This window comes from Syntrophus sp. (in: bacteria) (assembly GCF_040768185.1).
Classification (GTDB): domain Bacteria; phylum Desulfobacterota; class Syntrophia; order Syntrophales; family Syntrophaceae; genus Syntrophus; species Syntrophus buswellii.
This window is the reverse complement of sequence record NZ_JAXGNC010000002.1, coordinates 116,116-142,410: the sequence shown is the minus strand read 5'-3', so window position 1 is coordinate 142,410 and position 26,295 is coordinate 116,116. Positions and strand designations below refer to the sequence as shown.

The window sequence follows — 26,295 nt, the reverse complement described above, 5'->3', positions numbered from 1 at the left end:
GAGGAGCCGCGCTCATAGGCAACGCGGACGGGTCTCTATTCCTCCTTTTGCATCACTGACTGGTATTCGGCGGTGGGGATGTTCTTCCGCCGGGCCGCCTCGTGGTAATAGATTCGATGGATTTTACGCTTTCCTTCTTGGCCATGTGCTTATCCTTCACTCTTTTCAATAACTTCCCAATGTCCGCCCTTGGCCGGCCCGACGCGGCGGAGGAGGCCATCCTGGCGTAACTTCGAAATCTGTTTTTCCACTCCCCTCGTCGTCATACCAAGAGCTTCGGCCAGTTCCGGAATGGTCATTTTTGGCCTTTCTGAAAGAGAGATGAGGATTTGTTCCTCTGTTTTCCCCGAACTTTTCCCCGAACTTTTCCCCGAACTTTTCGGTGGACCGGTGAGTTCTTCCGAACCCGCCACCGCTTTCCGGTGAACCGTGGCGGTGAACAGGCAGCCTTCCCGATCGTCGGTAAAGTCGATATCCGGCCATTCTTCCAGCGCCCGTTTGATCCCCGAGCCGAGTCCGTGATAGGGCAAAAGCCCCTTGGCCACAAACGAAACCAGGATTGGGTTGCGGATATTGGACATCCCTGTCCGGATCTTCTCCACCGTAAGGTTGTTGGGCAGGTGACCGGGGCTGATGATCTCGATGCGGTTGTCGAAGATGAAAAGGCGAATGGTGGCGCTGACCAGATAGTCCCGGTGGATCAGGGCGTTGACCAGCAACTCCTCGAAAACCGCCTCCGGGATCTCCGGCAGTCCCGGGGCATTGACGCCGCGGCCGCCCTGTACCTTGTGCAGGTTGCGCATGACAAAGGCCAGGGAATTCTCGAACACCTTGCGCAGGGGGCCGGAAAAATCCTCCGTATCGACGTAGTCGCTGACGTGGATCTCGTTTCCCGGATAACGGATCGCCTTCACGACAAACTGGGGCTTGATCCACTCCGGACGTTCGGCAAAGAGGAGTACCCCGGCCAGATTCAGCATGCCTCCCTCGGTGGCGAGATTCATGTTCTGCAGGAGCCGCAGCCTTTCGGCAGGCGAGTCCGGATAGTCCAGCTTGTAGAAATCGCGCAGAAAGTCGCGAAAGCGCAGCTTATCGATTTTCTCTATTCCTGCTTTGGTGGGCAGCTCGTCGGCATGGAATTGGTCGGAGAGCTGGAAGAGTCGGCGCAATTCTTCCTTGGAATTGATCCGCCGTTTATCGGCGCCGTTTTTCAGCCAGATGACGCCGTTTTTATCAAAGTAGGGTTTGTCGACTCCGTTGGGGACGGTTAACGCAATGATGAGTCGCCCATTGGGAAGCTGGATGTTTTCCGTCTGAACGGTAAGCGGGCTTCGCACATGCTGGCTGGCCGCATTGCTGATGAGCTGGTTGATCCGAACGATATCCTCACGCGACAGACCGGGCGTGGAACCGTCGTCTGCCACGCCGATGAGAATCGTCCCGCCTTCCGAATTGGCAAAGGCCGCCATCTCCGAGGCCAGGGAATCGACATTCTTCACCGTGACCTTGAACTGACGGGAGCTGTCTTCTCCCAGGGCTATGCCGGCAAGCAGGTCGTCACGCTTCATTTCACCCTTTCCCATGCGTTACGCCTTCGATCATCCTGTTGAACTCGGCCTCGACCTTGGCCTCGAAGTCGGTTTCCATCCGGTAGACATCGGTGAATTCGGCGAAGGCCCACCGGCCATACCGGCCGTGATGGTTGACGCCGGGCACCCAGTAGGTTTCCATGGTCGCTTTCTTTATTTTGGCGTCCTCCCGGCGGTAGCCCTTGATCTCGACGATCAGGTGGAGCGGATCGGCTTTGCCGTCGTCCACGAGGCAGATGAAATCGGGCAGGTAGGTGCGCGTCTCCGAGCCGTAACGGTAGGGAACCTCCAGGCCGAGGTTGTGATTCTTGACATAGGCCTGCACCTTGGGGTGGGATTCGGCGACGCGGCAGAACTCGGCCTCCCAGTCGCTGTCGAGAATTACCCAGTTGATGTGGCACCGTCGGGCATCCGTCTCCCAGCGGTCCTTCCGGGAGGTGTTGAAGTTCACGTACATCGTGGAACCGACGGGATTGTAAGGGTCGAGAACGGCCAAAATCGGGTACTTCCCTTCCAGGGACCGGGTGATTCCGGCGGTGATGTGCTCGCAGGCCATGTCGGCCAGTTCCTGGTACAACAACTGGGCGGGATAAGTGCCTCCCTTGCAGACCAGGCAGTTGTCCAGCCACTCTTTGGTGATCCGCTTCAACTGGCCGAAGAGATGCAGTTTCGGCTCCTCGCCGGGATCGCGGAACTGGGTGTAGAGCAGGTGCCTGGCGACATGGAACAGGAGCGTGGAGCGGCGAAGATCACCCGTATGGATCAGGTTCAAATCCACGCCTTCGCCGATAATCCCTTGATCGTGGGTAATGGTCGGACCGACGAGGTCCGGCGTCAGTTCCATAACGGAATCGGCGTTGAAGACGGCGCTCAATCGCTCTTCGGGCAGTTCGACCCGGTAGCCGGCAACGCGAGGGAAACGGATTTCGAGGTGGTCGCGTTCGGGACGCATGGCCTTGACGCGGACGGTCTCGCGGGGAGGCTGGGGTGGCGCGACAACCGGCTTGGCGGTGAAGTCGAAGGGCACACCCAGTACATCGGCATATTCCACATTGAAGAGATTGTCTTCGTTAAGATCGTAGGACTGGCGGCGCAGGGCGCGGCCGATGACCTGTTCACACAGAAGCTGGGTGCCGAAGGCGCGGACGCCCAGGACATGGGTGACGGTGTTGGCGTCCCAGCCCTCGGTGAGCATGGAAACGGAGACGACGCAGCGAATGGAATCGCCCAGGCGACCCGGCTTGCCGACGGTGTTCATGACTTCCCGGAGCAGATCCTGGTCGGTGAGGTTCTCCGCCTGGCGGCGGTCACCGGTGCGTTCCACGATCTCCCTGCGGAAGCGGTCGATCTCCGGAGAGGCGATCTGGCGGAAAAGATCATCCAGAGCTTCGCCGGATTCGAGCTGCTCGCTGTCGATCAGGAGCGTCCGGGGCCGGGCAAGTTGGCGCCCATATTCATCGTAGTTTGAAAAGAGCGGGAATTTACCGAGGAAAGGCGGCGGGGTGACGCCGTCCTCGTGGGGGGGATGCTCGAAACCGGCCATGTAATCGTACACCAGCTTGGAGATGGCCGTGTTCTGGCAGACGACGATGAAGCACGGTGGCAGCTTAACACCGCTTTCCTTCCAGAGGTGATACGTCTTTTCGTAGTGTCCGTAGAGGGCCTCCAGCGCCGTCTGGAGCCGGGTGGGCAGTTTCAGAGGATCGAGGCCCGCCGCCTTGCCTCGGCCTTTCTTTGGCATGTCCTTGCGGATATGCTCCCAGAGGTTCCGGAACATGGGCATCTCCCCACCGGGGATGTTGTCCGCCACCGGCACGCGCGGCAGTTTGACGATGCCGCATTCAATGGCGTCCATCAGGGAGAAGTCGTTCATCGTCCAGGGGAAAAGGGTGCCTTCGGCGTAACCGGAACCGCTGAGGAAAAACGGCGTCGCCGACAGATCGAAGACGCGGGTGATACCCAGCTTGCGGTTGACGGCTTCGAGGCCGGAGATCCAGAGCCGTGCCGCCTCAGTGTTCCGTTCCGCTTCTTTCCGTTCGTCTCCTTTCAGGTCTTCCCCTTCCGCATTTTCGGGTTTGGCGCGATAGCAGTGATGGGCCTCGTCGTTGAAGACGAGGATGTTCTTCATTCCCATCAGATCGGGCATGACCCGCTGAATCATCTGGCCTTCCGTTTCCAGCGTGTCCAGTGCCGCGCCCTGCCGCCCCTGGAGGAGCAGGCGGCCGCCTTTCGAGAGTTCCACCCGTTCACGGAGCTTGAAGGCGTGGAAGTTCGTGATCACAATCTTGGCCCGTTCCAGATCGGCCAGCATATCGGCCGGAACAAGTTCGCGGCTCTGGTAATAGCTGTCCGGATCGTTCGGCCGGAGGACGCGGAGCCGATCGCGGATCGTCAGGCCAGGCGTGACAACCAGAAAGGCGCGGGTAAACTTCCGGCTGTTGGGGCGGCGGACGGCATTGATCGTCTGCCAGGCGATCAGCATGGCCATGACGGCGGTCTTGCCCGTACCCGTGGCCAGCTTCAGGGCCAGGCGCATCAGGTCCGGATTGGCGCTGTGATTGGCGTCGGCCAGATGATCCAGAAATCTTTTCCCGGCCTTTCCGGCGGTGGGGGCGACCTCCGTCAGCCAGATGGCCGTCTCGACTGCCTCCACCTGGCAGAAAAAAGGGCGGATGTTGCTGAAGGGATGATGTCGCCAATGCTTGAGCAGACGGGCGGTTTCAGGCGTCACCTGCCAGTCGTTCGGGTTCGGCAGGCTGCGCCACTCGTCCACGCGGCTTCGGAGGAGATTGATGATCGGCGTGGGGTCATACTGCTGGTCCTGGGTGGAGAGTCCTTTGCCTTCGTCGAAGACGAGATCCGCTTGGGCTGCGGCGGCCTTGCGTTTCCGGGGTTTGGGGATGGGAGTGATGTATTCCGCCTTCCGGCGTCTCTCGATAATCTGCTGGGTCGGCTGGCCCTGATCATCAAGTTCCCAGTGCCGGGAAGGGTATGCATAGGGGGAGTTGAGAATAGGCTGTTCGAAGAATCGATTGTCCATGGTTAGCCTGTCTCCTGCCTGGAATAGCGCTCTTTTAAGAGCAGTGGAAGAAATCGATGGCACTTGATACACCAATTCTAAAAAACTAGCAAGATATCATGGCATTATGATGAAAAAGATTCGGTGATCGACGGAATTCATGAGAGGTAAAGAAGAGAGAGGAAGAAGAATCCTGTCTTGCTGAAGACTGTCTGATGAGATATAAGCGCAGGTTGAGAGTTCTGGATAACCGCTGTCCAGATGCTTTATCATGACTTTTCTCTCGAGGAGTATTGCCTGGTGGCTGTTTTGACTGTTCTTCTTCAAATGCCGGACATCCGGGATGCGGACGAACCGGTGCTGCGTCTTTTGGTCGAGTCCCCTCTTGTCGAGACCATCTGGATCTCTTCCCGATCTTCGGGTCGGCAATTGGCTTTCCCAAAGTGCCGGACTGCTCCGCGGGAAGTCCTCAACTCCGGCGATGCCCTGAATTCCCTGCTCAGCAGGATCGATACCCCCTGGCTTCTTGTGATCCCAGATGCCCTGGGTTTGGACATACCCCCGTCGTCCCTGGAGCGCCTGCTGGAGGTCGGCGGACTGACCGGGGCTGGTCTGGTGTATGCGGATTTCCGGGAACGGAGGAAAGACGGGCATATGGTGGATCACCCTCTGTTGGATTATCAGTTGGGTAGCATCCGGGACACCTTCGACTTCGGTCCTCTGATGCTCTTTTCCGTCCCGGCGATTTCTCAGGCTCTGAATTCCCGGGGGGCGATCCCCTCTCTGAATACGGCAGGGCTTTACGACCTGCGGTTGAAACTGTCCCTCAACTCCGCTTTCTTCCATCTTCCGGAATTTCTCTGTACCCGTGCGGAGATCGATGACCGCAGCAGCGGTGAAAAACTCTTCGATTATGTTCGAGCCGATCAGCAGAAGATTCAGCGGGAATTGGAAACTGTGGCGACAGCCCATCTGAAGGGTCTCGGTGCCTATCTCGCTCCTGAATTCGATATGCCACCCCCGAGCCTTCAGGATTTTCCTGTGGAAGCCAGCGTAGTTATCCCCGTCCGCAACAGGAAGAGGACCATTCTCGAAGCCGTGAACAGCGCCCTTTCCCAGGAAACGGATTTCCCCTTCAACGTGATCGTCGTGGACAACTTTTCTTCCGACGGGACCAGCGAACTCCTGGCCGAGCGGGCAAAGGATTGTCCCGGGCTGAAGCATCGCCTTCCGGAACGGCTCGATCTGGACATCGGCGGCTGCTGGAACGCCGCCATAGGAGATCCTGCGTGCGGACGCTATGCCGTCCAGCTCGATTCAGACGACCTTTACAGCCGTCCCGATGCCCTGCAGCAGATGGTGGATTTCCTGCGGACCGGCCACCATGCCATGGTCATCGGAGCTTACACTCTGGTCAATGAACGACTGGAGGAGATTCCGCCGGGAAAAATCGACCATCGGGAATGGACACGGGAAAACGGTCGCAACAACGCCCTGCGGATCAACGGTCTCGGTGCGCCGCGGGCCTTTTGCACGGAACTTCTCCGAAAGATCCCCTTCCTCAATGTTGGATACGGAGAGGATTACGCCATGGCCCTGCGCCTCTCCCGGCAGTATTCGATCGGAAGAATTTACGAAAGTCTGTATCTCTGCCGCCGCTGGACGGACAATACCGACGCCGCCCTGCCCATTGAGAAGGTCAACCGAAACGATCTCTTCAAGGATCGAATCCGGACCCTGGAAATCCTGGCCCGGCAGCGACTGAACCGGGAACTCCCGTGACGGTCCTTTCGGTTGCCGGAAAACAGATCGGAGATGAAGAACCCATGGAACGGAATATAGGGTCAGACTCCAGGATTTTCGCGGAATTCAATCCTGAAGACATAAAGGCAGGCGTAAGACTTCCGGATCTGTGTGAGGAGCTTCTAAACCGGCAGAAAATCGACTGGCCGAGGCTTGCCGACGGGTATAAAGCGGTTGCGCAGTCTCAATTCCGAACTGTCGACTGCGGAGATTTCTCCGTGGTTCTTCAGTTCAATCCCCAACGGATCGTCAGCAGCGCCGCCCGCCTGGATCCGGCATCCATCGCGGCGCGCCCCTGTTTTCTCTGCCCGGCCAACCTTCCCGGAGAGCAGCGGGGAATCCTCTATCGCCGGGATTTTCTCGTTCTCTGCAATCCCTTCCCCATCTTTTCTCAACATTTTGTAATCAGCCATCGAATCCATCGCCCTCAATTCCTGGAAGGGCAGATCGATACCGTTCTTCTGCTGGCTCGAGACCTCGCTCCCTCCCTGTCGGTTTTCTACAACGGCCCTTCCTGCGGAGCTTCGGCGCCGGATCATCTGCACTTTCAGGCCTGTCCGGCAGGCAGCCTGCCCATCGAAGCGCAGATTGATGACGGCCGCCCCGTTCCCGTAATCGCCAGGCACGTTTCCGCCTCCGTCTGTCGGGCGGAGCGCCTCGGCCGGGCCGTGCTGGTGATCAAGGGTTCCGATTTAACCGACCTGGAAGGGGCCGTCAAAAAGGTCTTGACGGTTATGAAGGCCGCCGACGTTTCCGGGGCGGAACCGATGCTGAACCTCCATGCGGCTTATCAAGGAGGAGCATGGCGGCTTCTGCTGTTCCCTCGAGGGAAAAATCGCCCGGATCTTTATGACCGGGAAGGCTCTGACCGGATCCTGATCAGCCCGGCCAGCGTTGAGATGGGAGGATTGCTGGTCGTTCCGGTCGAACGGGATTTCCGGAAGCTGAACGCCGAACTCGTCCGGCATATCTATCGGGAAGTTTCGGTTGCCCCGGAATTTCTGCAAAGCTGGACGGATCAGCTTTCAGGCGGTGGGCGCTGATCACTCAGTCGGCCCGCGTCCGCCAGCTCCTGCAGGCCGACCCGGTCCAGGATCATGATCTCCTTTCCCTTCACGTCGATGAGTTCGCCGCCGCTCATTCGGGCAAGGATCCTTGAGAGCGTTTCGGGAATCGTTCCCAGCAGGCTTGCCAGCTGCCCCTTGGAAATGGAAAGCGTCAGATGATCCCCCTGTCCTTCTTCAACGCTGAGATAGAGGAGGTAGGAGGCCAGCCGTCCGGGGACCTCTTTAAGGGTTAGATTTTCAATCTGCACCGTAAACTGCCTCAACCGAAGCGACAGGTCGGCCAGAAGGTTCAGGCACAGGGACGGATTGCCGGCGATCAGGTCCACGAAGTCTTTCCGGGGGAAGAAGAGGAGGTGGCTTTTCGTCAGGGATTTCGCATTGGCGGGAAAGTGTTTTCCGGCAAAGACCGCTACTTCGCCAAAGGAGTTTCCCGGCCCGTAGATGTGGAGAATCTGCTCCTTTCCTTCCTGGGAAAGCTTGTAGATTTTGACCTGCCCGGCGACCACCACGTAGAACCCTTCTCCTTCATCGTCTTCGGAAAAGATCACTTCCCCCTTATTGAAAGATGTGTTCCGCGCAATGTTCCGGAGCTGGCCAAGCTGCTCTTCGATGAGCCCCTGGAAGAGGGGAATCGCCCCGATCATCTTCAAAACATTGTCCATGGTCCGTCCCTTGTAATCTGTAAATTTTCCTTGCCCTTGATCTTTGTCGGGGTAAAATGGCATCATATTGGGCAATGACTCCGTAAATCAAGGAGAACTTAAAAAGGTTCGCTGGCGGGTACAAACACATTTCATCAGGAACGGGAGGAAATCATGGCGTTTAAGGTCAAGGGAAATGTTCGTTGGGTGGGTAAGATCGATTGGGAACTGCGGAGATTTCACGGCGATGAGTATTCGACCCATCGCGGTTCTACCTATAATTCCTACCTTGTAGAAGAGGAAAAGACGGCCCTGATCGACACGGTCTGGGGACCTTTCGCCGGGGAGTACGTGTCCGCTCTGGAGAGCGTTGTCGATCTGGAGAAAATCGACTACGTCATCGCCAACCATGGGGAGAGCGATCACAGCGGCGCCCTGCCGGAGCTGATGCGCCGCATTCCCGACAGGCCGATCTACTGTACGGCAAACGGCATCAAATCGTTGAAGGGACTCTATCATCAGAACTGGAATTTTCAAGCCGTCAAGACGGGGGACCGGCTGAGCCTGGGAGGCAAGGAACTGGTCTTTCTTGAGGCCCCCATGCTGCACTGGCCGGACACCATGTTCTGCTATCTGACGGGGGACAACATCCTCTTCAGCAACGATGCCTTCGGCCAGCACTACGCGTCGGAATACATGTTCAATGACCTGGTGGATCAGAATGAACTCATGATGGAGTGCATCAAGTATTACGCCAATATCCTCACGCCCTTCAGCGTCATGGTGGCCCGGAAGATCAAGGAGGTACTTGCCCTGGGACTTCCCGTAGATATCATCTGCACAAGTCACGGTGTCATCTGGCGCAGGGAGCCCACCCGGATTGTGGAGCAGTACCTCAAGTGGGCGGACGATTACCAGGAAAACCAGATTTCGATCCTGTACGACACCATGTGGAACGGTACCCGGATCATGGCGGAGCATATTGCCCGCGGGATCAGGCAGGCGGATACCCAGGTCAACGTGAAGCTTTTCAACGTGGCCCACTCGGACAAGAATGACGTCATTACGGAAGTCTTCAAGTCAAAAGGCATCCTGGTGGGCTCCCCGACGATCAACCGGGGAATTCTCACGGCTGTGGCTGGAATCCTTGAGGAGATCAGCGGCCTGAAATTCAAGGGGAAAAAAGCGGCGGCCTTCGGCTGCTATGGCTGGAGCGGAGAGTCGGTAAAAATCCTGAACCGGCGGTTGGAGGAGGCGGGTTTCCAGGTCGTTGACGACGGGCTTCGCGCTCAATGGAACCCCGACGGAGAAGCCGTAAAGGCCTGCGAGGATTTCGGCGGAAAAATGGCCGGACTGGTTTAGCGAGAGGCCGTTCAGGCAGGCTGAAAGGCCGGGCAGCTCCCGGCCGCCGGCACTCCGGGAAGAAAACAGGTGCGGATCGATCACAGAATAAAAAATTCTCTCTTTGATCTAAGTCAAGGAGAAGAATTGCTGATTGTGAGGTAATGGCGCCAGGAATTCAGGGGATCATTCAATTAGAGAGCCCTGGTGAAAGACAAATTTCAGGTTGACCATAGTGAAAGGAGGAATCAGATGTTTTGTTTTCAATGTCAGGAAACGGCCAAAAATCAAGGATGCACCATCAAGGGCGTATGCGGCAAGCCGGAGGAGACTGCTGATCTTCAGGATCTCCTGATTTACGTGTGCAAGGGAATTTCCATCTATGGCGAAAAGCTGAAGGAAATGGGCACGGTTGACAGGGATGCAGGCCGTTTTGTCTGCAAGGCGCTTTTCACGACCATCACCAATGCGGCATGGGACGACGATGCCATCATCGGCCGGATCAAGGAAGGGTTCAAGGTTCGGGACACCGTCAAAAGCAAGGTGGGAGCCGCCCTGCCCGGTTCGATTCCGGATTGCGCGACCTGGTTTGCAGAGGACAGGGACGCCATTCTTGACAAGGCCAAGTCCGCTGAAGTGCGCATCACGGCGACGGAAAACGAAGACGTGCGGTCCCTTCGAGAGCTGCTCATTATCGGATGCAAAGGAATCGCCGCCTATGCCGAGCACGCGGAGATCCTCGGCCATGAAAGCGACGAGATCTACGGGTTCATCATGGAGGCCCTGGCGTCCACCACGAAGAATCTTTCCGTGGATGAGATGATCGCCCTGGTCATGAAGGCGGGGGAGACGGCTGTAAAGACCATGGCTCTTCTGGATCAGGCCAATACGACCGCTTATGGAAATCCCGAGATTACGGAGGTCAACCTCGGGGTAGGAAACAATCCTGGAATCCTGATTTCCGGCCATGACTTGAAAGACATGGAGGAGCTGCTCAAACAGACCGAAGGAACAGGCGTGGACGTCTATACCCACGGGGAAATGCTGCCGGCCAACTACTATCCGGCCTTCAAGAAATACAGCCATTTCGTGGGGAACTATGGGGGTTCGTGGTGGCACCAGAACGAGGAATTCGAATCCTTCAACGGCCCCGTTATCCTGACCACCAACTGCCTCATTCCCGTGAAGAAGGATAACACCTATCTGGAAAGGCTCTATACCACCGGCATGGTCAACTATCCAGGCGCTAAATATATTTCAGACCGGCCGGAAGGCGGGGCGAAGGATTTTGCTCCCGCAATTGCACAGGCGAAAACATGCAAGCCGCCCCAGGAGATCGAGTCCGGAAAGATTGTCGGCGGGTTCGCCCATCATCAGGTCCTGGCATTGGCGGATAAGGTGATCGAAGCAGTGAAGTCCGGAGCGATCAAGCGTTTCGTGGTCATGGCCGGCTGCGACGGAAGGCAGAAGGCCCGGAGTTACTTCACCGAAGTGGCCGAGAACCTGCCCGGAGATACGGTGATCCTGACGGCCGGCTGCGCCAAATACCGCTACAACAAGCTTCCCCTGGGCGACATCGGAGGAATTCCCCGCGTGCTCGATGCCGGTCAGTGCAATGATTCCTATTCGCTCGCGGTGATTGCCCTCAAGCTCAAGGAGGCCTTCGGGCTGAAAGACATCAACGAATTGCCCGTTTCCTACGATATCGCCTGGTACGAGCAGAAGGCCGCCGCCGTTTTACTGGCCCTGCTGTTTCTCGGAGTCAAGGGAATTCGCCTCGGACCTACACTGCCGGCTTTCCTTTCAGCCAATGTAGCCAAGGTCCTGGTGGATAAATTCGACATCAAACCGACTGGAACCGTGCAGGATGATATTGCGGCCATGATGAAGGGGCAGTAGGAGTGTGAAAACGACCCGTAAGATCATCGAAATAGACGAGGATCTCTGCAACGGTTGCGGACAGTGCGTGTCGGCGTGTGCGGAAAGCGCCCTGGCCTTGGTGAACGGCAAGGCCAGGGTCGTTTCCGACAACCTCTGCGATGGGCTTGGCGCCTGCATCGGAGACTGTCCCACAGGCGCTTTGAAGATCGTGGAGCGGGAGGCGGACGCCTTTGATCCTCATGCCGTGGAAATGGCCCGCCGATGTCCTTCCTCCCAGGTGGTTCTGAATATCCCCCCGGAAATCCCTTCCGCGGCAGATCGGCCTTCCGCCCTTTCTTCCTGGCCGGTCAAGATCCGGTTGGTTCCGGAGGGTGCTTCCTTCCTTTCGGGCGCCGATCTTCTCATCGTGGCCGACTGCGTCCCCGTCGCCTTTCCCGATCTTCACGGGGCGCTTCTTCCGGGAAAGGTGATCCTGATGGGGTGCCCGAAGTTTGATGAGGTCGATCTCTACGTGGAGAAGTTTGCAGGGATCTTCCGCCGTTCCGGTGTGAGGAGCATTACCGTGGCCATCATGGAGGTTCCCTGTTGTTCCGGACTGCCGCGAATTGTCAGGAGGGGGATGGAGCTTGCCGGTCAAAGCATCCCCCTGGAAGTCGTGGTGATCAGCCGCCAGGGAAAACGGGTGCAGGAAGGCAGAACACTTTTATGCCTGTAATAAAGTGGGGGAAACGGGTATTAACGGCCCTCCGCCGGGGAGGGATGGAATGAGTAAACCGAATAAAAAACAGGAGATCCTGCAAGGAGGGATCATGGAAAAGCCGAAAGTGAAAGAGAAGGGGATTCCCTTCAACCTGGAAAAGGAGATTGAGTACGCCGATAGTTCCGTAGTCAGCAAAACCCTGCTGAACAGCCTTGCCGGAACGGTCACGCTGTTTTCCTTCGATGCCGGCCAGGGGTTGAGTGAGCATACCGCCCCTTTTGATGCGATGGTCTACCTCCTTGATGGAGAAGCCAGGATTACCATCGGAGGCAATCCGCAGAAGGTTTCTTCCGGGGAGATGCTGATCATGCCCGCCAGCGTTCCCCACGCCCTTTTTGCGGAAAAGCCTTTCAAAATGCTGCTGGTCATGATCCGGGGAAAGCAGGAATAATCTTTTTCCCTCCGATGGACCGACGTTTTGCAGGTGCCCCGGGGCAGGAGACAGCAGCATGTCGTTCAGACAGCCCGCGCCACCATGACCCCGGTGCGCTCTTTCTTTTTCATGAGGTATCCGTAAAGCGTTTCGGGGCTGATCAGCACCTTCCCGGCGAGCCGTGAGGCGTGGAGGAGGTGAATCCTGCCTCTCCGCCGCAGGGCGATTCCCACGTGCGCCACATCCATGCCGGGCATGCGCGTCGTGATCGCCAGAAGATCGCCCTCCTGGATCCGGTCCTCGACCGACCGCAGCTTTTCCCGGGGAATGAAACAGGGCGGCCTGGCCGTGATCAGATCCTCGATTTCCCGCATCTGCCGAAACGTCTCAGGGTCCGCCAGGGCGGGGAAAAGTTCCCGGTGCCGGGTCATATAGGAGATCGGCTTCAGCAGAGGCTGCCCTCCGAGGGATTCCGTCATCGTGCGGACGAACCCCTTGTCCTGTGCATCGCTAAGCCAGTCGGAAAAATAGTGGAGGCGGGAGGCATAGCCGTTTAACGTGCCCTTCCTGTAGCGGACCTTTTGAAGGGTTGCGGCGTAATCCGCAAAGGCCGTCGCACTGGTTCGGACCAGCCGCTCCAGAACCAGGGCATTTTCCAGGAAGGTCATGCAGTCCAGTTCGCGCAGATTGATGACAAGCCGCTCCGGACCCTCTCCTTCCAGGGTGTGCTCCCCGTAGGGACATTCCAGGAAGGCAAGGCCTGCAGCGGCCATTCCCGCACCGGGGGCAAGGATTCCTTCCCGGCCCCGCAGCAGCGTCTCGACCCTTTCCCGGAAAATCAGCAGATCGTCCGGGGAATAAAGGAGCGCCCCTTCTCTTTCTTTCCCGCCTTCCATGTCCCTTTCCTGATGATGTCCCTTTTCTCTGAGCATGCCGAATCCCGTTTTTAACCCGAGACCTATTATCTCCCTTAACCCGTCGAACGCAACCGGAATCTTACTGCGAGTCGCCGCTTCAAAAGGGAAACGATCTCCGCCGATTTTTGCTTGACTTTGAAGCCCATTCTTCCAATACTTTTCCGCTCATGAAGAATCGCTCGTGCAGTTGACCCGGGGCAGGACGGAAGGAGAGGATCATGAGGACTTTTTTTTATCCGCAGAGCATGGTGGTAGTCGGGGCGTCGCCCAGAAAGAAAAATCTGGGGCATCTGATTATTCTGAACAATGTCCGGCTGGGCTGCAAGGTCCGGCTCTACGGGGTCAGTTCCGAGGAAGGCGAGATTGCCGGCATCCGTATTTACAGGGAATTTGCAAGCTTGCCGGAGACGCCGGATGTGGCCCTCTTCATTACCCCGGCAGCCGCCATTCCGGATCTGCTCGAGGAATGCGGGAAGCGGGGCATTCGCCGCGCGGTGATCGAATCCAGCGGCTTCAGCGAGTTTTCCCGCGATGAGAACGATGCCCTGGAAACGAAGATCCTGGAAATCGCCGAACGTTACGGCATTCGTTTCGTGGGTCCCAACTGCATCGGGATCGTCAATTACGATCTCAACCTGGTCATGCCCTTTCTCCTTTACAAGCAAAGTCTGCCCGGTGGGCGCGTGGGCATGATCGCCCAGAGCGGGGGGCTTGGTCATATCTACCTGGAGGGCCTTCCGGAAAACTCCGTGCGGCCGGGCAAGATGGTCAGCATGGGCAACAAGCTCCAACTCGATGAAACCGATTTTCTGCGGTATTTTCTGGGGGACGAAGCGACGGATATGGTGGTCGTTTATCTGGAGGGCTTCAAACGGGGCCGGGATTTCTTCCAGGCCGCCCTGTCCGCCTCCAAGCCCATTATCCTCCAGAAATCCAACCGCAATCCCCTGAGCGCCAGCATTGCCCGCTCCCACACGGCCGCCCTTTCGGCCAGCGATGATGTGGTCGATGGATCGTGCCGTCAGGCGGCCGTGATCCGGGTGGAGGACGAACAGGAGGCCATTGCCGCCGTCAAAATACTCCAGCAGCCCCTGATGAGGGGCAGGCGGCTGGCGGTTCTCTCCCGTTCCGGGGGCCATGCCGTCATTACCGCCGACGCCTGTTCCCAATACGGATTCGATCTCGTTCCCTTTCCCGAAAGTTTCTTTGAACGGCTCAATACCCTCTACACGCGGCGGGTCATCGCCCCGCAGAACCCTCTCGACCTCGGGGAAATATTCGATTACCGGATCTACGCCCGGATCCTCGAAGAGGCGCTGAAGCTCGACTGCGTCGATGGCGCCCTGTTCAATCACGTTTACCAGTCCCATTACGAGTCGGACATGTCGCGCACCTTCCTGGGGGAGCTGGATTCCCTGGTCCGCAAGTACAATAAGCCCGCCGCTGTGGCCGTCATCACCGATGCGGCGGAAACCATGGAAATCCTGAAAAGCTTTCCCGTATACACCAGCCCCTTGGCGGCCATAAAAGCCCTCCATATTTCGGCAACCTATGCGGAGCGAAAGGAGTTGAGGGACACCCGGGGCGAAGGGGGCGGCTTTTCCCTTTCCCCGCCATCCCTGCAGGAACGCCTGGCCGCCTTGATCGAGGAAAAACGCCATCCCCTGGCAGACGAATGTATCGACCTGTTGGAGGCGGCTGGTTTGAAATTTATCCGGAGCATCAAAATAAAACAGATCGGGGATCTGGAGGATGGGGCGATTTCTTTCCCCGTGGCGGTGAAGCTCCTGTCGAGCCAGGCGTCTCACAAGTCGGATGTCGGCGGGGTCCGGTTGAACCTGCCTGACCGGGATGCCCTTGGGAAGGCCCTGGAGGCGATCCGCACCTCGGTTTCGGAGCGTGCTCCGGACGTGTCCGTAGAGGGGTTTCTCGTTCAGGAAATGGTTGCCGAAGGCCAGGAATTTTTTGTCGGCGGCCGACAGGATCCGGTTTTCGGACCGGTCGTCGTGGCCGGTCTGGGGGGAATTTTTCTGGAGATCTTCCGGGACACGGCCGTCCGCATTGCACCGGTGACAAGAAATGAAGCCCTGGACATGCTGAGCGGACTCCAGGCCTGGCCGATTCTCCAGGGCCGCCGGGGGCAGGCGCCCCGGGACGTGGAGGCGCTGGCGGATCTGATCTGCCGCGTCGCCGCTCTGCTTGTCGATGCCCCCCGGATCGCCGAGATCGACCTCAATCCGGTTTTCGTCCATCGCGCCGGCAGCGGAATTTCCCTTGCTGATTCCAGAATTCTTGTGGCTCTTGAAGAGGAAAACCAGCTGAAAAAACGGGAATGAGCCTTAAACGAGATCCGACAGTTTGGTCATTTTCAATACGCTCGCCACAGCCTCCAGGGTCACATCATAGGAAGTCTGCTGCGTTCGCAGCTTGATCGCCGCTTCTTGTGTGCTTCCCACTTCCTTTTCGGAGATCCTGTCATTGGCGTTCGTCATGAGTTGTTTCAAACGGTCTGATTTAAACTCCAGTTGCAGAGAACTGTTGGCCAGAGAAACCTCTTCAGCTTCCAGGGTTGAGAATGCCAGGGCGAAATTCTCCCCCAGATCCACTTCGTAATCCGGATCCGTGATGGCTTCACGGGTGGCTGTGATCGCCCGGCTCAGGACGGACAGGGCATTGCTGAAAATCTGCCCCCCGTTGCTGTTGAGGGATATGGAACTTCCCTCTCCGACCATGACGGTCTTCTCCATGGCGTTTCCCTTGTAGGAAGCGAAAGCGGCCACCGGATCGCCACCGATGCCGGTAGCCGTCACCCGGAAGCCGTAATCGCCGTCAAGGCCGACAGCCGGAGTCCACGAAACCGTGTTCGCCCCCTTGACCCAGGGCTGGGCAGGGGTGATGGTCTGGACGACCGTGCCGTTGGAATCGGTAATTTCTATCGTCACATTGGAAGCGGCATCTGCCAGATCGAAGGCGATGTCCTTTCCGACCCCGGCGGTAACCGTTGTGCTGAAATCGGGTGAAAAGGGCTGGGTGTCGCTGAAGCTTCCGCTGAACATGTAGCCGCCCCCGTATTTCGAATTGGCAAGATCCACGACCTGGTCGTAAAGGTCTTCCAGCACCTCCAGGTACCCCTCTTTTGCGGCCTTATCGGCCGTTGACAGGGAGTACATGATGCCCTGGGCCGTTTCTAAAAAACGGCCGGTCGTCTCCAGGGTTGTGCTGCTCGTTTTGATCCATGTCGTTGCCTGGGTGATGTTCAGCTCATACTGCCCGAAAAGCGACAATGTCGTGCGGTCCGACAGAATCTGTCCCGCAGCGGAAGGGTCATCCGACGGCTTGTTGATCTGCTTTCCCGACGCGACGATGTTCGATAGGTCGTTGAGCCTTCCCATCTGCTTTTCCGTCCAGTACAACATGTTGTTCACCATCATGCTGCGGGTGATTCTCATGATTCCCTCCCGTATTGTTCAGCATCCACCGGCCTTCCCGGGATCAGCCGCCGGCTCCGTCATGCCCGCGGCTTCAGCCCATGGCAGGATTTCGATCAATCCATCGTGGCGATGAGCGTCTGCATCATTTCATCAAAGACGGTCATAAGCTTCGCCGCCGCATCGTAAGCGTTCTGATACAGGACCAGCCTGGCCATCTCTTCGTCCACGGATACCCCGGAGACCGACAGGCATTGATTTGTGTAAAAAGTCTGGGCATTCGACAGGCCTTCGTTGTCGATCTCCGCGGCTTGGACCGCCGAGCCGATGTTTCCTACCATGGCGTTGAAATAGTCGCTGTAGGTTGAGGTTCCGTTCATGAGAAAACTGGTCTGAAGCTCAGCGATTGCTTCCGCGTTGGCGCTGCCTCCAGTGCCGCCCCCTGCGGATGCTGCGGCGATTTTTCCCGGATCATTCAGGATAGCCGCCTGGACCTTCATGTCCGCCGCACCGGTCCCCGAAAAAAAGGCGGCGCCTGAACTTCCGTAAAGGTCATACCCGCCTTGATGAAGCGTATTGACCTGGTCCATCATGCTCACGGCCAATGCGTCCAATTGATCCTGGTACGATGCAAGCTCATTTCGCGCCTCCAGATACCCTGCCAGCTTCCCGCGCGTCACGGATTGCGTGACAACGATCGAATTCCCTTCCGTGTCCAGCCAGGTGACATCCAGAAGGCCGGTGTTTGCGTCTTTCTCAGCAGATAACATCCATGTGCTCGTCCCTTCCACAAGGGGTTTCCCATTGGCCATCTGAACATTGATCTGGCCGGCATCATTCGTGGAAATGTTTATTTCTGCGAGGGAAGACAGCTCCTGAACCAGGCTGTCCAGATGGTCGCGCACGCTGTTGGCGCTGAGACCGGAGGCCTCCATGGCGATGATCTTCTGGTTGGTGTCCGAAATTTGCCGGGTGAGTTTGTTGATTTCCTCCACCGTTTCATGGATGCCGTCGTCCATTTTCAAAGAAATTGCCGACAGGTCTGAGCTTGTGCTGTTGAAGGTCTTTGCGAGGGTGTCGGAAGAGGAGGCTAGAACGGAACGCGCCGTTGGGCTGGAGGGATCGTTGACCAGGCCTTGCCAGGCGTTCCAGAATTGGCTCATGGCCTTGGAAAGGCCGGTGTTCTCGGAATCCGTGAATACGGCTTCGATGGCTCTGAACATCTCCACTTCAACATTCGATTTCCCGAGATCCTGGCTGGCGCGGCGGAGCTGAGCCGTCAGAAAGGAATCGTATGCCCGTTTGATCGTTGAAACGTCCACGCCGTATCCCGTTCCGTCGGCAGCGAGCTTTTCCGAGATGACGGCGGTCTGTCTCGAATAACCGGCGGATTCGGCATTGGCGATATTCGTGCTTGTGACGTCAATCGCAGCGGAATAGGTGTTCAGGGCGCTCAATACAGAATAGATCGATCCCGATATCGAATTCATCGTTCATCTTCCCCTTCTATCTTTCCGAAATGTCCCCGTCCTTCAGCGGGCGTTAGGTCATGTTCACGGTGGTCTGCATGATTTCGCTTTCAGCCGTCATCAGTTTTGCACAGGCCTCGTATGCCCGCTGAGCGATGACCAGATCGGCCATTTCCGCCGCCATGTCCACGTTGGAAACTTCAAGAGCACCGGCGGTAATGCTTCCGTATTGATCCGTTCCCGCAGCGCCGATGACGGCTGCTCCCGAAGATCCCGTCGCGACGTAGAGGCTGTTGTCCACCTTGTCCAAGCCGTCATTATTGGAGAAAAGGGCCAGTGCAACCTGGTACAGACTGCGGATTTCGCCGTTGGAGTAGGTCCCGGTGATGATCCCATCGTCGTTCACGGTGACTTTGGCCAGGGTTCCCGTGGCGTTCCCATCCTGTGACGAGGCTGCGAGCCTGGAGTCGGAGGCGTATTGGGTCAGATCGGTGGCCGCAATGTCCCAGGTTATTGCCTGCGGAGAAGTCGCTCCGTTGGTCAAGGTTAAATTGATGGTCTTCGTGGAGGCGGCTAAGTTCCCGTTATTATCGAATGTTATAGTTCCTGCTGAGACGGTTGATCCAGATCCTGCCGGGATGCCCGCTGCCCACGTCCACTGGTTGGCTGTGGCGGTTTTGGTAAAGGTGATTTCCATGGGGATTTCATTCCCAAGGGAATCATAGACCGAAACGGTCGTATCAAACGTTTCAGCAGTTCCGGTCCCGGAATTGAGATTAAGCTGCGTGGTTATTTCCGAAGTGGCCGTCGGCAGGATAGGAGCGGTGGAGAGCTGGATATCTCCTAAATTTCCAAGGGTCCCGTCTTCGTTGATGGCGTATCCCTGGACGGCCATCCTGTAATTGTTCACCAGCAGGCCGTCCTCGTCATATTTAAAACTCCCGTCCCTGGTGTAGTAGGTCCCGTAGTCATCAGAAGCGATGAAGAAGCCCTCTCCCGATATGGCAAGGTCATTGGTGTTGCCCGTTTCGGTCAGATCTCCCTGCTCCCAGCAGGCTGTGCTTCCCATGATCTTGACGCCCTTTCCTGCCACAACGGAAGAAGCTGAATTCAGCGTCATCGTATTCGTAAGGACTTCCTCGAAAGATATGTTGTTCGATTTGTATGCCGTCGTTTCAACATTGGCCATATTATTGCTGATCTGTTCTATCTGGGAATGAAAGGCATTTAATCCCGTCAGGGTTGTATAAAATGAACTCATGATGTTCTCCTTCTCGTCTTTCTGGAAACGTTGATGTCCTAAGAACCGGTGACTTTTTATGATTCTGAAACCCCTGTTACGGAACCCGCGGCGACGTGATCCCCACCTTCTGTTATGAGGTAGGGAACACTGTCCTTGTAGACGACGCCGGTAACCAGGGATGTTTTTTCCGCAGAGGTTCCATCCGCATTTTTTTCGCCGGCATAGGTGATTGTTTTGCCAAGATAATCAACGGCCTGGGTATGGCTGAGGGTTTTCAGATAACCGTTGGTCGTGTTCAATTGCGACACCTGGGTGAGGGTGGCGAACTGGGTGGCCATCTCGCTGGTGCTGACCGGTTCCATGGGGTCCTGGTTCTTGAGCTCGGTGAGGAGAAGCCCCAGAAAATCCTCTGTTCTCATATCGTAGGCATTGCGGTTGGTGAGTTCTTTTGCTGATGAATCCGATGGGCTGACGGCGCTCGTAATCATTTTCTCCTCCTCGGCGATCTTCCCGTAACGGCAGCAGTCATTATCCGTAGAAGACCTTCTCGATTTTCAGTTTTTTGGCGTGAACAGAACAACGGAATGGATCCGGCCGGCTCTCGCTTTTCTTCCTTTTTTCCTTCAATCCGTTCTGAAGGTGCGTTGAGCAAAAGGGATGCCATCATAAATTGTCCGTTCGGGAAGGAGCCGAAGATCGGTCTGCGAGACAGGTTCAATGGAATGGATGACGGTGTTAACAGCTCATCACTATGAAGGATTTCAACATTTCCCTACTTCTTCAGGGGTAGGAAAATCCCTTTGTCGGCCTTTGACTCTGCCTTCCTTTCCCCTTTTTAGAATTATCAGGTTGTGACCCCGCAGGAAAAATATTCCATGAAAGGCACATTTTTCCCCTCCGAAACCTCCCTCGTGGGAGGGGAAATTTCCATTATACGACCAGCGACAAACGGTTGTATTGATCCGCCGAAGGATCCATGGAATTCCCGTAGATGTCCTTTCCCTGAAACTTGAACACGAGGTGCGAAAGGTCGACTGTCCCGTTGCCGGAAGCATTCTGGGTAACCTTGAAGCTGACCTTGGCGGACAGCGTTTTGGAATCGTAAATCACGTTGACGGGCCTTGCGGACAGGTCGATTTCTGTGGAACTCGTCTTGAAGCCCCAGTTGTAGAGACCGCCGGTCGATGTACTGGTGGACCTGCTGATGTCCCAGTTGGAGATGTTCTGGACGGAGGTCGTGTCCATCTCTTTGTCAAAGGCAAAGGATATCGTATAATTTTTGCTTTCGCCGGGTGTTTTAAGGGAGTTATCGAGGGTTGACACCCGGGTGCCCGGTCCTGAGGCGAGATTGAGCTGAGCGCTGTAGGCGGCAATGAACCTGGGGGCGGTATGCTCGTCGATCGTGAAATCCAGGTTGGAATAAAAATCGGAACCCCTTCCCGCGTTTGCGGCAAGAAATTCGAGCTCCTCATTTGCCCTGTCGATCTGCTTCGTCTCAGCATAAAGCAACCCAAGCTCATAATGGGCATTGGCAAAATCCTGCTCGATGGCCAGGGCCTTTTCCAACTGCATTTCCGCTTCCTTGAATTTTCCCTGCTGCCGGTATGCCTGCCCCAGGGCATAATAGCCGGCGGTCTCCTTCGGGGACATCTGGATGACCCTTTGAAACTGCTCCTCCGCCTGATCAAACTTCTCCAAGGTCAGATAGGCCTGACCCAGGGCATAGTGAATCTCGCTGTCCGCCGGGTTTTTTTTGATGGCGTCGTTGTACTGCTGCAGCGCCTCCTCGTGCTTCCCCTCTGAAAACAGAAGGTTTCCAAGGCTGACGTTGAACCCGCTTTCCGTGGGGAATAAGGCGATGGCCTCGCGATAGGCCCTCATCGCGCCACGCACGTCGCCGTCGCTTTCGAGGGCAACCCCCAGATACTGGAAGGCATCGAGCGCGTTGTACGAATAGGGCTCAAAAGAAATGGCCAGCTTGAATTCCCGGGCAGCCCTCCTGTAGTCGCCGCTGGAATACGCATCAATGCCTCGCGACAGGGCCTGGCCGGAGATGAACTCCATATTGGCGGCCGTTGGCGTGGTCGAAGAAAAAAGAAGATCGGCATTGGTCTGCGTGGCGGCGGTTTGTATTTCCATGCTGATATTATCGGAACAAGCCCGGCAAACTTTAGAAAATAAAATGGCACCAATATTGCTCAATTCAGCAGTACCAGAGTGACTTTTTTCACAGATAAAGGGTTGAATCCCTGGTTTAAAACGGCTGCTTCAACCGTGATCTTCTTGAAGACATACTATCTCGGGGAAACGAAAACGTGTTTCATGACGTTTACAAAAACAAAACCGTATTGATCACTGGCCATACAGGCTTCAAGGGATCCTGGCTGGCCCTCTGGCTCAGGGAACTGGGCGCGGATGTCGTCGGATATTCCCTTGATCCTCCAAGCCAGCCCAACAATTTCGAGGCGACGAATCTCCGGGAAAAAATCACGGATATTCGCGGCGATATCCGTGATCTCGACCGGTTATTGGATACTTTCACCAGATATCAGCCGGAATTTGTCTTTCATCTTGCCGCTCAGCCCCTTGTGCGCTTTTCTTACCGGGAGCCGAAAATGACATTCGATGCGAATGTCGGCGGCACGGTGAACCTTTTGGAAGCTGTCCGCAACACCTCCAGCGTCAAAGTTTTGGTCAATGTCACCAGCGACAAATGCTATGCGGACAGGGACCGGGTCTGGGGCTACAGGGAATCCGACCCGCTGGGCGGTCCTGACCCCTACAGCGCCTCCAAGGGCTGCGCGGAACTGGTCTTCAATGCCTATTTGAAATCGTATTTTTCAAAAGGCGGCGGCCATGACAGGCCTATCGGTGCTGCCTCCGTCCGTGCGGGCAATGTGATCGGGGGAGGGGATTGGGCGGTGGACCGACTTGTTCCCGACTGCATTCGCTCTTTGAGCCGTCACCAACCCATCTTTCTCCGCAACCCACATTCCGTCAGGCCCTGGCAGCATGTCCTGGAAGCACTCGGCGGGTATCTTCTTCTTGGCGCCTGTCTTTCAAAAAATCCTGAAAAGTATTCCGGGGCCTGGAATTTTGGACCCGACGACGCAGGCCATCTGACAGTCCTCGCATTGACGGACCTCCTGATCAAATTCTGGGGAGAGGGCGTCCGGGTGGATATCTCCGATCCCGGATCACCTCATGAGGCGAAACTTCTCAGGCTGAATTGTGACAAGGCCCATGCCGAGCTCAGCTGGCACAATGTTCTTTCCGTTGACACGTGTATCCGAATGACGGTCCAATGGTACCGGAACTACTACCGGCAAGGGCAGGACCGCGATCTTTCCGCTCTCTGCATTGAACAGATCCGGGACTACATGAATCAGGCCGCCGGGATGCATCTGGATCTGGACGTTGAGGCAATTCTCTCCGGGGCGGTGGTGTATTCATGAGAAATGCCGAAGAAATCCGTGCGGAGATTCTGGCCCTTGTCAAAGAATACCATCAGGTAAAGTTCGCCCCCGAAGTCTTCAATCCTGATGAGGAGATGGTTCACTATGCCGGACGGGTTTTCGATGAAGAGGAAATCGTGAATCTGGTCGATGCCGGCCTGGATTTCTACCTGACGGCCGGCCGTTATGCTCAACGCTTCGAGAGAGAGTTTGCCGATTATCTGGGGTTGTCCCATGCACTGCTCGTGAATTCCGGATCATCGGCCAATCTTGCGGCCCTGACCGCCCTGACGTCCCCCAGGCTCAAGGATCGCCGCCTGAAGCCGGGAGATGAAGTCCTGACCACGGCCTGCGCTTTTCCCACAACGGTCAACCCCATTGTGCAGAATCAACTGGTCCCCGTTTTTGTCGATGTGAACCTCGGCGACTACACCGCCATCCCCGAAAGACTTGCCGGGGCGATCGGTCCGAAGACCAGGGCCATTATGATGGCGCACACTCTGGGGGTCCCCTTTTGTCTCGACGCCGTCATGGATCTCGTGAAGAAGCACAGGCTCTGGCTCATTGAAGACAATTGCGACGCCCTGGGTTCGACCTACCGGGGGAAGCTGACGGGCACCTTCGGTCACCTCTCCACCTTCTCCTTCTACCCGGCCCATCACATCACAATGGGCGAAGGGGGGTGCGTCGCCACCAACAACGATGACCTCGCCCGCATCGTTCAATCCTTCCGTGATTGGGGGCGGGATTGCTGCTGTGGGGGGGGGGAAAGCAACCGTTGCGGAAGGCGCTTCAGCGGGCGGTTTGGTTCCCTGCCTTTCGGCTATGACCATAAATACGTATACAGCCACATCGGCTATAACCTGAAAGCCACAGATCTGCAGGCCGCCGTCGGTTGTGCGCAACTCGCGAAACTTGACCGGTTCGTCTCCGTGCGCAGAGAGAATTTTCTGAATCTGACCGGGAGGCTGCAGGAACACGGAGATCGCCTGTTCCTTCCCAGGGGCACGGAGAATTCCGAACCCTCCTGGTTCGGGTATGTCATCACGGTAAAGGATGAAGCCGGCTTTTCCCGAAACGACCTGACGGCCTTTCTGGAAGCCAACCGCATCGAGACGCGAAACCTCTTCAGCGGCAATCTCCTGCGTCACCCCGCCTATGAGAACGTAACATGCCGCATTGCGGGAGACCTGAAGAACACGGACCGTGTCATGAACAGCACCTTCTTTATCGGTGTGTATCCGGGAATCGATGACAGGCATCTAAGTCATATCCAGGCCGTGTTTGACCGCTTCATGGCCGGAGAGCGCATCTCTTGAGGAGGCCAATGATTCGAATGTTGACGGATACGGGCTGCCTGCAGCCAGTCGAGAGCGGAGAGTTTCTCAGGAAGAGGGTCCGGGGCTGCAGAAAAAATATGTTGGGGTGGAAACCATGAAAGTCGTCATTTTAGCCGGCGGCATGGGCACGCGCATCGGTGAAGAATCACTCTTGAAGCCGAAGCCGATGATCGAAATCGGTGAGCGACCCATCCTGTGGCATATCATGAAGCATTATGCCCGGTATGGGTTCAATGAGTTCATCATCGCTCTGGGCTACAAGGGTGAGATGATCAAACGGTACTTTCTCGATTATTACACCTCAAATCGAGATCTTGCCGTATCGCTCGCGGACGGTTCCGTTCAGAGCCTCGGCAGCAATCGATGCGAATCCTGGAGCGTCCGGCTCATCGACACAGGGCGGTTCACTCTGACGGGCGGACGCCTAAAGCAGCTGGCCTCCCTGATCGATGAGGATCTTTTCATGATGACCTATGGTGACGGTGTCAGTGACGTAAATCTGGAGGCCCTGCTGAACTTTCACCGGGAGCACAGAGGCCTGGTCACCCTTACCGCCGTGCGGCCCCCGGCCCGCTTCGGCGCCCTGGAATTTGAAGGAGACAGGATCCGCCATTTCAAGGAAAAATCCACCCTTCATGAAGGGTGGATCAACGGGGGCTTCTTTGTGATGAGTATCGAAGCATTGGATTACATCGATGAAGATGTCATGTGGGAGCACGCCCCGATGGAAAAACTGGCGGAGGATGGGGAACTCTACGCTTACAGACACGAGGGATTCTGGCAGTGCATGGACACGGTCCGGGACCGCCAGTACCTGGAATCACTGTGGAAAGCGAATAGCGCCCCCTGGAAGAGCTGGTGACATGAAATCTTCTCCTATCGCTGACGATCTAAATCATATTCTCAGCCATACGGCACCTCTATGGGAGGAGCTTCGAGATCAGAGGATTTTTCTGACCGGCGGAACGGGATTTTTCGGCTGCTGGCTTCTGGAAAGTTTTACCTGGGCGAATGATCAACTCCAGCTGAACGCTAAGGCGATGGTCCTGTCGCGGAATCCGGAGGCCTTTGCAGAAAGGGCACCGCATCTGTATCACCATCCGGCTGTTCAATTCTTGAAGGGAGACATCAAGGATTTTGCCTTTCCGGATGGCCCGTTCTCTCATCTGATTCACAGCGCCGTCTACCGGCAGGGCGATCATGAAAAACCAAGCGGCTTGTCCCTGATTGACGAAATGATAAGCGGCACGAAACGGGTTCTTGAGTTCTGTGTTCGGGCAAAGATCAAAAAGATGCTTCTGGTAAGCACCGGTGCTGTTTATGGCGAGATCCCCGCCAATATGTCCGTGATTCCGGAAGATTTTTCCAATGCCTGCGATCCGGCGGACAGCTCCCGGGCCTATCATCACGGCAAGCGAATGGCGGAATCCTTAAGTGTGCTTTATGCGAAAGAAAATCGCTTTGAAGTGCAGATTGCCAGGTGTTTTTCCTTTATCGGACCTTACCTCCAGCTCGAAAGATCCTTTGCCGTCACGGATTTTATCCGGGATGCCCTGTATAAAAGATCCATTACGATCAAAAGCGATGGAAGCGCTGTACGCTCGTATCTCTATATGGCCGATCTTGCAATATGGTTATGGGCCATTCTGTTCAGAGGAGTTCCCTGCAGGCCGTATAACGTGGGATCGGAGTTTCCGATAACCGTCCGGTCAATGGCCGAGCGCATTGCCCAGGAATCCATTCCTCCCCTGGAAGTATCTGCGCTGGGAAAGTGGAGTGATGGCGTTGCCCAGGATTACTATGTGCCGGACACATCACGAGCTCAGGCGGAGATTGGACTATGCCAGACCATTCCCCTATCTGATGCAATCACCAAGACAATGCGCTGGTATAGAAATCATTATATCGGACAGGAGCGGAAACATTTCTGCAAGGACGGCTGCTTCAGCAAGGCAACCGACAAATAAAG

The 26,295-nt window shown here is 56.3% G+C and carries 20 protein-coding genes; 11 read left to right on the top strand and 9 right to left on the bottom strand.

Features of this window, described 5'->3' with window-relative positions:
• Window positions 1-149 precede the first annotated feature (149 nt).
• Window positions 150-1,583 (bottom strand): RNA-binding domain-containing protein, encoded by a 1,434-nt coding sequence (locus AB3175_RS03615; protein ID WP_367359581.1) that lies wholly within the window; start codon window positions 1,581-1,583, stop codon window positions 150-152.
• Window positions 1,570-4,629 (bottom strand): BPTD_3080 family restriction endonuclease, encoded by a 3,060-nt coding sequence (locus AB3175_RS03610; protein WP_367359580.1) that lies wholly within the window; start codon window positions 4,627-4,629, stop codon window positions 1,570-1,572. Before AB3175_RS03610 ends, AB3175_RS03615 begins: the two co-directional genes overlap by 14 nt.
• 240 nt (window positions 4,630-4,869) lie before the next feature.
• On the opposite strand from AB3175_RS03610, the gene AB3175_RS03605 reads away from it, so the two are divergent.
• Window positions 4,870-6,390, top strand: a complete 1,521-nt coding sequence (locus AB3175_RS03605) for a glycosyltransferase (protein ID WP_367359579.1) — start codon at window positions 4,870-4,872, stop codon at window positions 6,388-6,390.
• A gap of 44 nt (window positions 6,391-6,434) precedes the next feature.
• Window positions 6,435-7,454, top strand: a complete 1,020-nt coding sequence (locus tag AB3175_RS03600; protein WP_367359578.1) for a DUF4922 domain-containing protein — start codon at window positions 6,435-6,437, stop codon at window positions 7,452-7,454.
• Here the strand turns inward: AB3175_RS03600 and AB3175_RS03595 are convergent.
• Entirely contained in the window at window positions 7,430-8,140 is a 711-nt protein-coding gene (locus AB3175_RS03595) for a Crp/Fnr family transcriptional regulator (RefSeq protein WP_367359577.1), read from the bottom strand. The two genes, AB3175_RS03600 and AB3175_RS03595, sit on opposite strands and share 25 nt — an antisense overlap.
• Window positions 8,141-8,293: 153 nt before the next feature.
• On the opposite strand from AB3175_RS03595, the gene AB3175_RS03590 reads away from it, so the two are divergent.
• The 4 genes from AB3175_RS03590 to AB3175_RS03575 all read left to right on the top strand — a co-directional run bounded on the left by AB3175_RS03590 (window position 8,294) and on the right by AB3175_RS03575 (window position 12,492).
• A complete protein-coding gene (locus AB3175_RS03590; protein ID WP_367359576.1) occupies window positions 8,294-9,481 on the top strand; it encodes an anaerobic nitric oxide reductase flavorubredoxin in 1,188 nt (395 codons plus the stop codon).
• Window positions 9,482-9,712: 231 nt separating this feature from the next.
• Window positions 9,713-11,359 (top strand): hydroxylamine reductase, encoded by a 1,647-nt coding sequence (hcp, locus tag AB3175_RS03585; protein ID WP_367359575.1) that lies wholly within the window; start codon window positions 9,713-9,715, stop codon window positions 11,357-11,359.
• A gap of 4 nt (window positions 11,360-11,363) precedes the next feature.
• Window positions 11,364-12,056, top strand: coding sequence for an ATP-binding protein (locus tag AB3175_RS03580; protein WP_367359574.1), 693 nt, complete (start codon window positions 11,364-11,366; stop codon window positions 12,054-12,056).
• 94 nt (window positions 12,057-12,150) lie between these two features.
• The gene (locus tag AB3175_RS03575; RefSeq protein WP_367359721.1) at window positions 12,151-12,492 is read left to right on the top strand and encodes a cupin domain-containing protein; all 342 of its coding nucleotides are present in this window, start codon (window positions 12,151-12,153) and stop codon (window positions 12,490-12,492) included.
• Window positions 12,493-12,557: 65 nt separating this feature from the next.
• Here AB3175_RS03575 and AB3175_RS03570 read toward each other — a convergent pair whose 3' ends face one another.
• Window positions 12,558-13,370, bottom strand: coding sequence for an N-acetylmuramoyl-L-alanine amidase-like domain-containing protein (locus tag AB3175_RS03570; RefSeq protein WP_367359573.1), 813 nt, complete (start codon window positions 13,368-13,370; stop codon window positions 12,558-12,560).
• A 239-nt stretch (window positions 13,371-13,609) separates the two neighbouring features.
• Between AB3175_RS03570 and AB3175_RS03565 the strand changes: the two genes are divergently transcribed.
• Complete coding sequence (locus AB3175_RS03565; RefSeq protein WP_367359572.1) at window positions 13,610-15,727, top strand: acetate--CoA ligase family protein; 2,118 nt, start codon at window positions 13,610-13,612, stop codon at window positions 15,725-15,727.
• Window positions 15,728-15,730: 3 nt separating this feature from the next.
• Here AB3175_RS03565 and AB3175_RS03560 read toward each other — a convergent pair whose 3' ends face one another.
• The 5 genes from AB3175_RS03560 to AB3175_RS03540 all read right to left on the bottom strand — a co-directional run bounded on the left by AB3175_RS03560 (window position 15,731) and on the right by AB3175_RS03540 (window position 21,670).
• Window positions 15,731-16,840: a FlgD immunoglobulin-like domain containing protein gene (locus tag AB3175_RS03560; RefSeq protein WP_367359571.1), complete on the bottom strand. Its 1,110-nt coding sequence runs from the start codon at window positions 16,838-16,840 to the stop codon at window positions 15,731-15,733.
• A 95-nt stretch (window positions 16,841-16,935) separates the two neighbouring features.
• Window positions 16,936-18,309: a flagellar hook-associated protein FlgK gene (gene flgK, locus AB3175_RS03555; protein WP_367359570.1), complete on the bottom strand. Its 1,374-nt coding sequence runs from the start codon at window positions 18,307-18,309 to the stop codon at window positions 16,936-16,938.
• 52 nt (window positions 18,310-18,361) lie between these two features.
• Window positions 18,362-19,549 (bottom strand): flagellar hook protein FlgE, encoded by a 1,188-nt coding sequence (locus tag AB3175_RS03550; protein ID WP_367359569.1) that lies wholly within the window; start codon window positions 19,547-19,549, stop codon window positions 18,362-18,364.
• A gap of 56 nt (window positions 19,550-19,605) precedes the next feature.
• On the bottom strand, window positions 19,606-20,019 hold the full coding sequence (locus tag AB3175_RS03545; RefSeq protein WP_367359568.1) for a flagellar hook capping FlgD N-terminal domain-containing protein: 414 nt from the start codon (window positions 20,017-20,019) through the stop codon (window positions 19,606-19,608).
• 442 nt (window positions 20,020-20,461) lie between these two features.
• Complete coding sequence (locus AB3175_RS03540; protein WP_367359567.1) at window positions 20,462-21,670, bottom strand: tetratricopeptide repeat protein; 1,209 nt, start codon at window positions 21,668-21,670, stop codon at window positions 20,462-20,464.
• A gap of 176 nt (window positions 21,671-21,846) precedes the next feature.
• Here AB3175_RS03540 and rfbG point away from each other — a divergent pair, with 176 nt between their 5' ends.
• The 4 genes from rfbG (at window position 21,847) to AB3175_RS03520 (ending at window position 26,293) form a co-directional block, all read left to right on the top strand.
• On the top strand, window positions 21,847-22,986 hold the full coding sequence (rfbG, locus tag AB3175_RS03535; RefSeq protein ID WP_367359566.1) for a CDP-glucose 4,6-dehydratase: 1,140 nt from the start codon (window positions 21,847-21,849) through the stop codon (window positions 22,984-22,986).
• Window positions 22,983-24,305 carry a lipopolysaccharide biosynthesis protein RfbH gene (gene rfbH, locus AB3175_RS03530; protein WP_367359565.1) on the top strand — a complete coding sequence of 441 codons (1,323 nt, stop codon included), beginning with the start codon at window positions 22,983-22,985 and terminating at the stop codon, window positions 24,303-24,305. The genes rfbG and rfbH overlap by 4 nt, the downstream gene beginning before the upstream one ends.
• Window positions 24,306-24,420: 115 nt before the next feature.
• Window positions 24,421-25,188, top strand: coding sequence for a glucose-1-phosphate cytidylyltransferase (gene rfbF, locus AB3175_RS03525; RefSeq protein ID WP_367359564.1), 768 nt, complete (start codon window positions 24,421-24,423; stop codon window positions 25,186-25,188).
• Between the two features lies 1 nt (window position 25,189).
• Window positions 25,190-26,293, top strand: coding sequence for an NAD-dependent epimerase/dehydratase family protein (locus AB3175_RS03520; RefSeq protein ID WP_367359563.1), 1,104 nt, complete (start codon window positions 25,190-25,192; stop codon window positions 26,291-26,293).
• Window positions 26,294-26,295: the final 2 nt, after the last annotated feature.

Coding starts and splice junctions, on each gene's coding strand:
- AB3175_RS03615 (WP_367359581.1), bottom strand. CDS start 1,583: ATGGGAAAGGGTGAAATGAAGCGTGACGACCTGCTTGCCGGCATAGCC.
- AB3175_RS03610 (WP_367359580.1), bottom strand. CDS start 4,629: ATGGACAATCGATTCTTCGAACAGCCTATTCTCAACTCCCCCTATGCA.
- AB3175_RS03605 (WP_367359579.1), top strand. CDS start 4,870: ATGCTTTATCATGACTTTTCTCTCGAGGAGTATTGCCTGGTGGCTGTT.
- AB3175_RS03600 (WP_367359578.1), top strand. CDS start 6,435: ATGGAACGGAATATAGGGTCAGACTCCAGGATTTTCGCGGAATTCAAT.
- AB3175_RS03595 (WP_367359577.1), bottom strand. CDS start 8,140: ATGGACAATGTTTTGAAGATGATCGGGGCGATTCCCCTCTTCCAGGGG.
- AB3175_RS03590 (WP_367359576.1), top strand. CDS start 8,294: ATGGCGTTTAAGGTCAAGGGAAATGTTCGTTGGGTGGGTAAGATCGAT.
- hcp (WP_367359575.1), top strand. CDS start 9,713: ATGTTTTGTTTTCAATGTCAGGAAACGGCCAAAAATCAAGGATGCACC.
- AB3175_RS03575 (WP_367359721.1), top strand. CDS start 12,151: ATGGAAAAGCCGAAAGTGAAAGAGAAGGGGATTCCCTTCAACCTGGAA.
- AB3175_RS03570 (WP_367359573.1), bottom strand. CDS start 13,370: ATGGAAGGCGGGAAAGAAAGAGAAGGGGCGCTCCTTTATTCCCCGGAC.
- AB3175_RS03565 (WP_367359572.1), top strand. CDS start 13,610: ATGAGGACTTTTTTTTATCCGCAGAGCATGGTGGTAGTCGGGGCGTCG.
- AB3175_RS03560 (WP_367359571.1), bottom strand. CDS start 16,840: ATGAGAATCACCCGCAGCATGATGGTGAACAACATGTTGTACTGGACG.
- flgK (WP_367359570.1), bottom strand. CDS start 18,309: ATGAATTCGATATCGGGATCGATCTATTCTGTATTGAGCGCCCTGAAC.
- AB3175_RS03550 (WP_367359569.1), bottom strand. CDS start 19,549: ATGAGTTCATTTTATACAACCCTGACGGGATTAAATGCCTTTCATTCC.
- AB3175_RS03545 (WP_367359568.1), bottom strand. CDS start 20,019: ATGATTACGAGCGCCGTCAGCCCATCGGATTCATCAGCAAAAGAACTC.
- AB3175_RS03540 (WP_367359567.1), bottom strand. CDS start 21,670: ATGGAAATACAAACCGCCGCCACGCAGACCAATGCCGATCTTCTTTTT.
- rfbH (WP_367359565.1), top strand. CDS start 22,983: ATGAGAAATGCCGAAGAAATCCGTGCGGAGATTCTGGCCCTTGTCAAA.
- rfbF (WP_367359564.1), top strand. CDS start 24,421: ATGAAAGTCGTCATTTTAGCCGGCGGCATGGGCACGCGCATCGGTGAA.
- AB3175_RS03520 (WP_367359563.1), top strand. CDS start 25,190: ATGAAATCTTCTCCTATCGCTGACGATCTAAATCATATTCTCAGCCAT.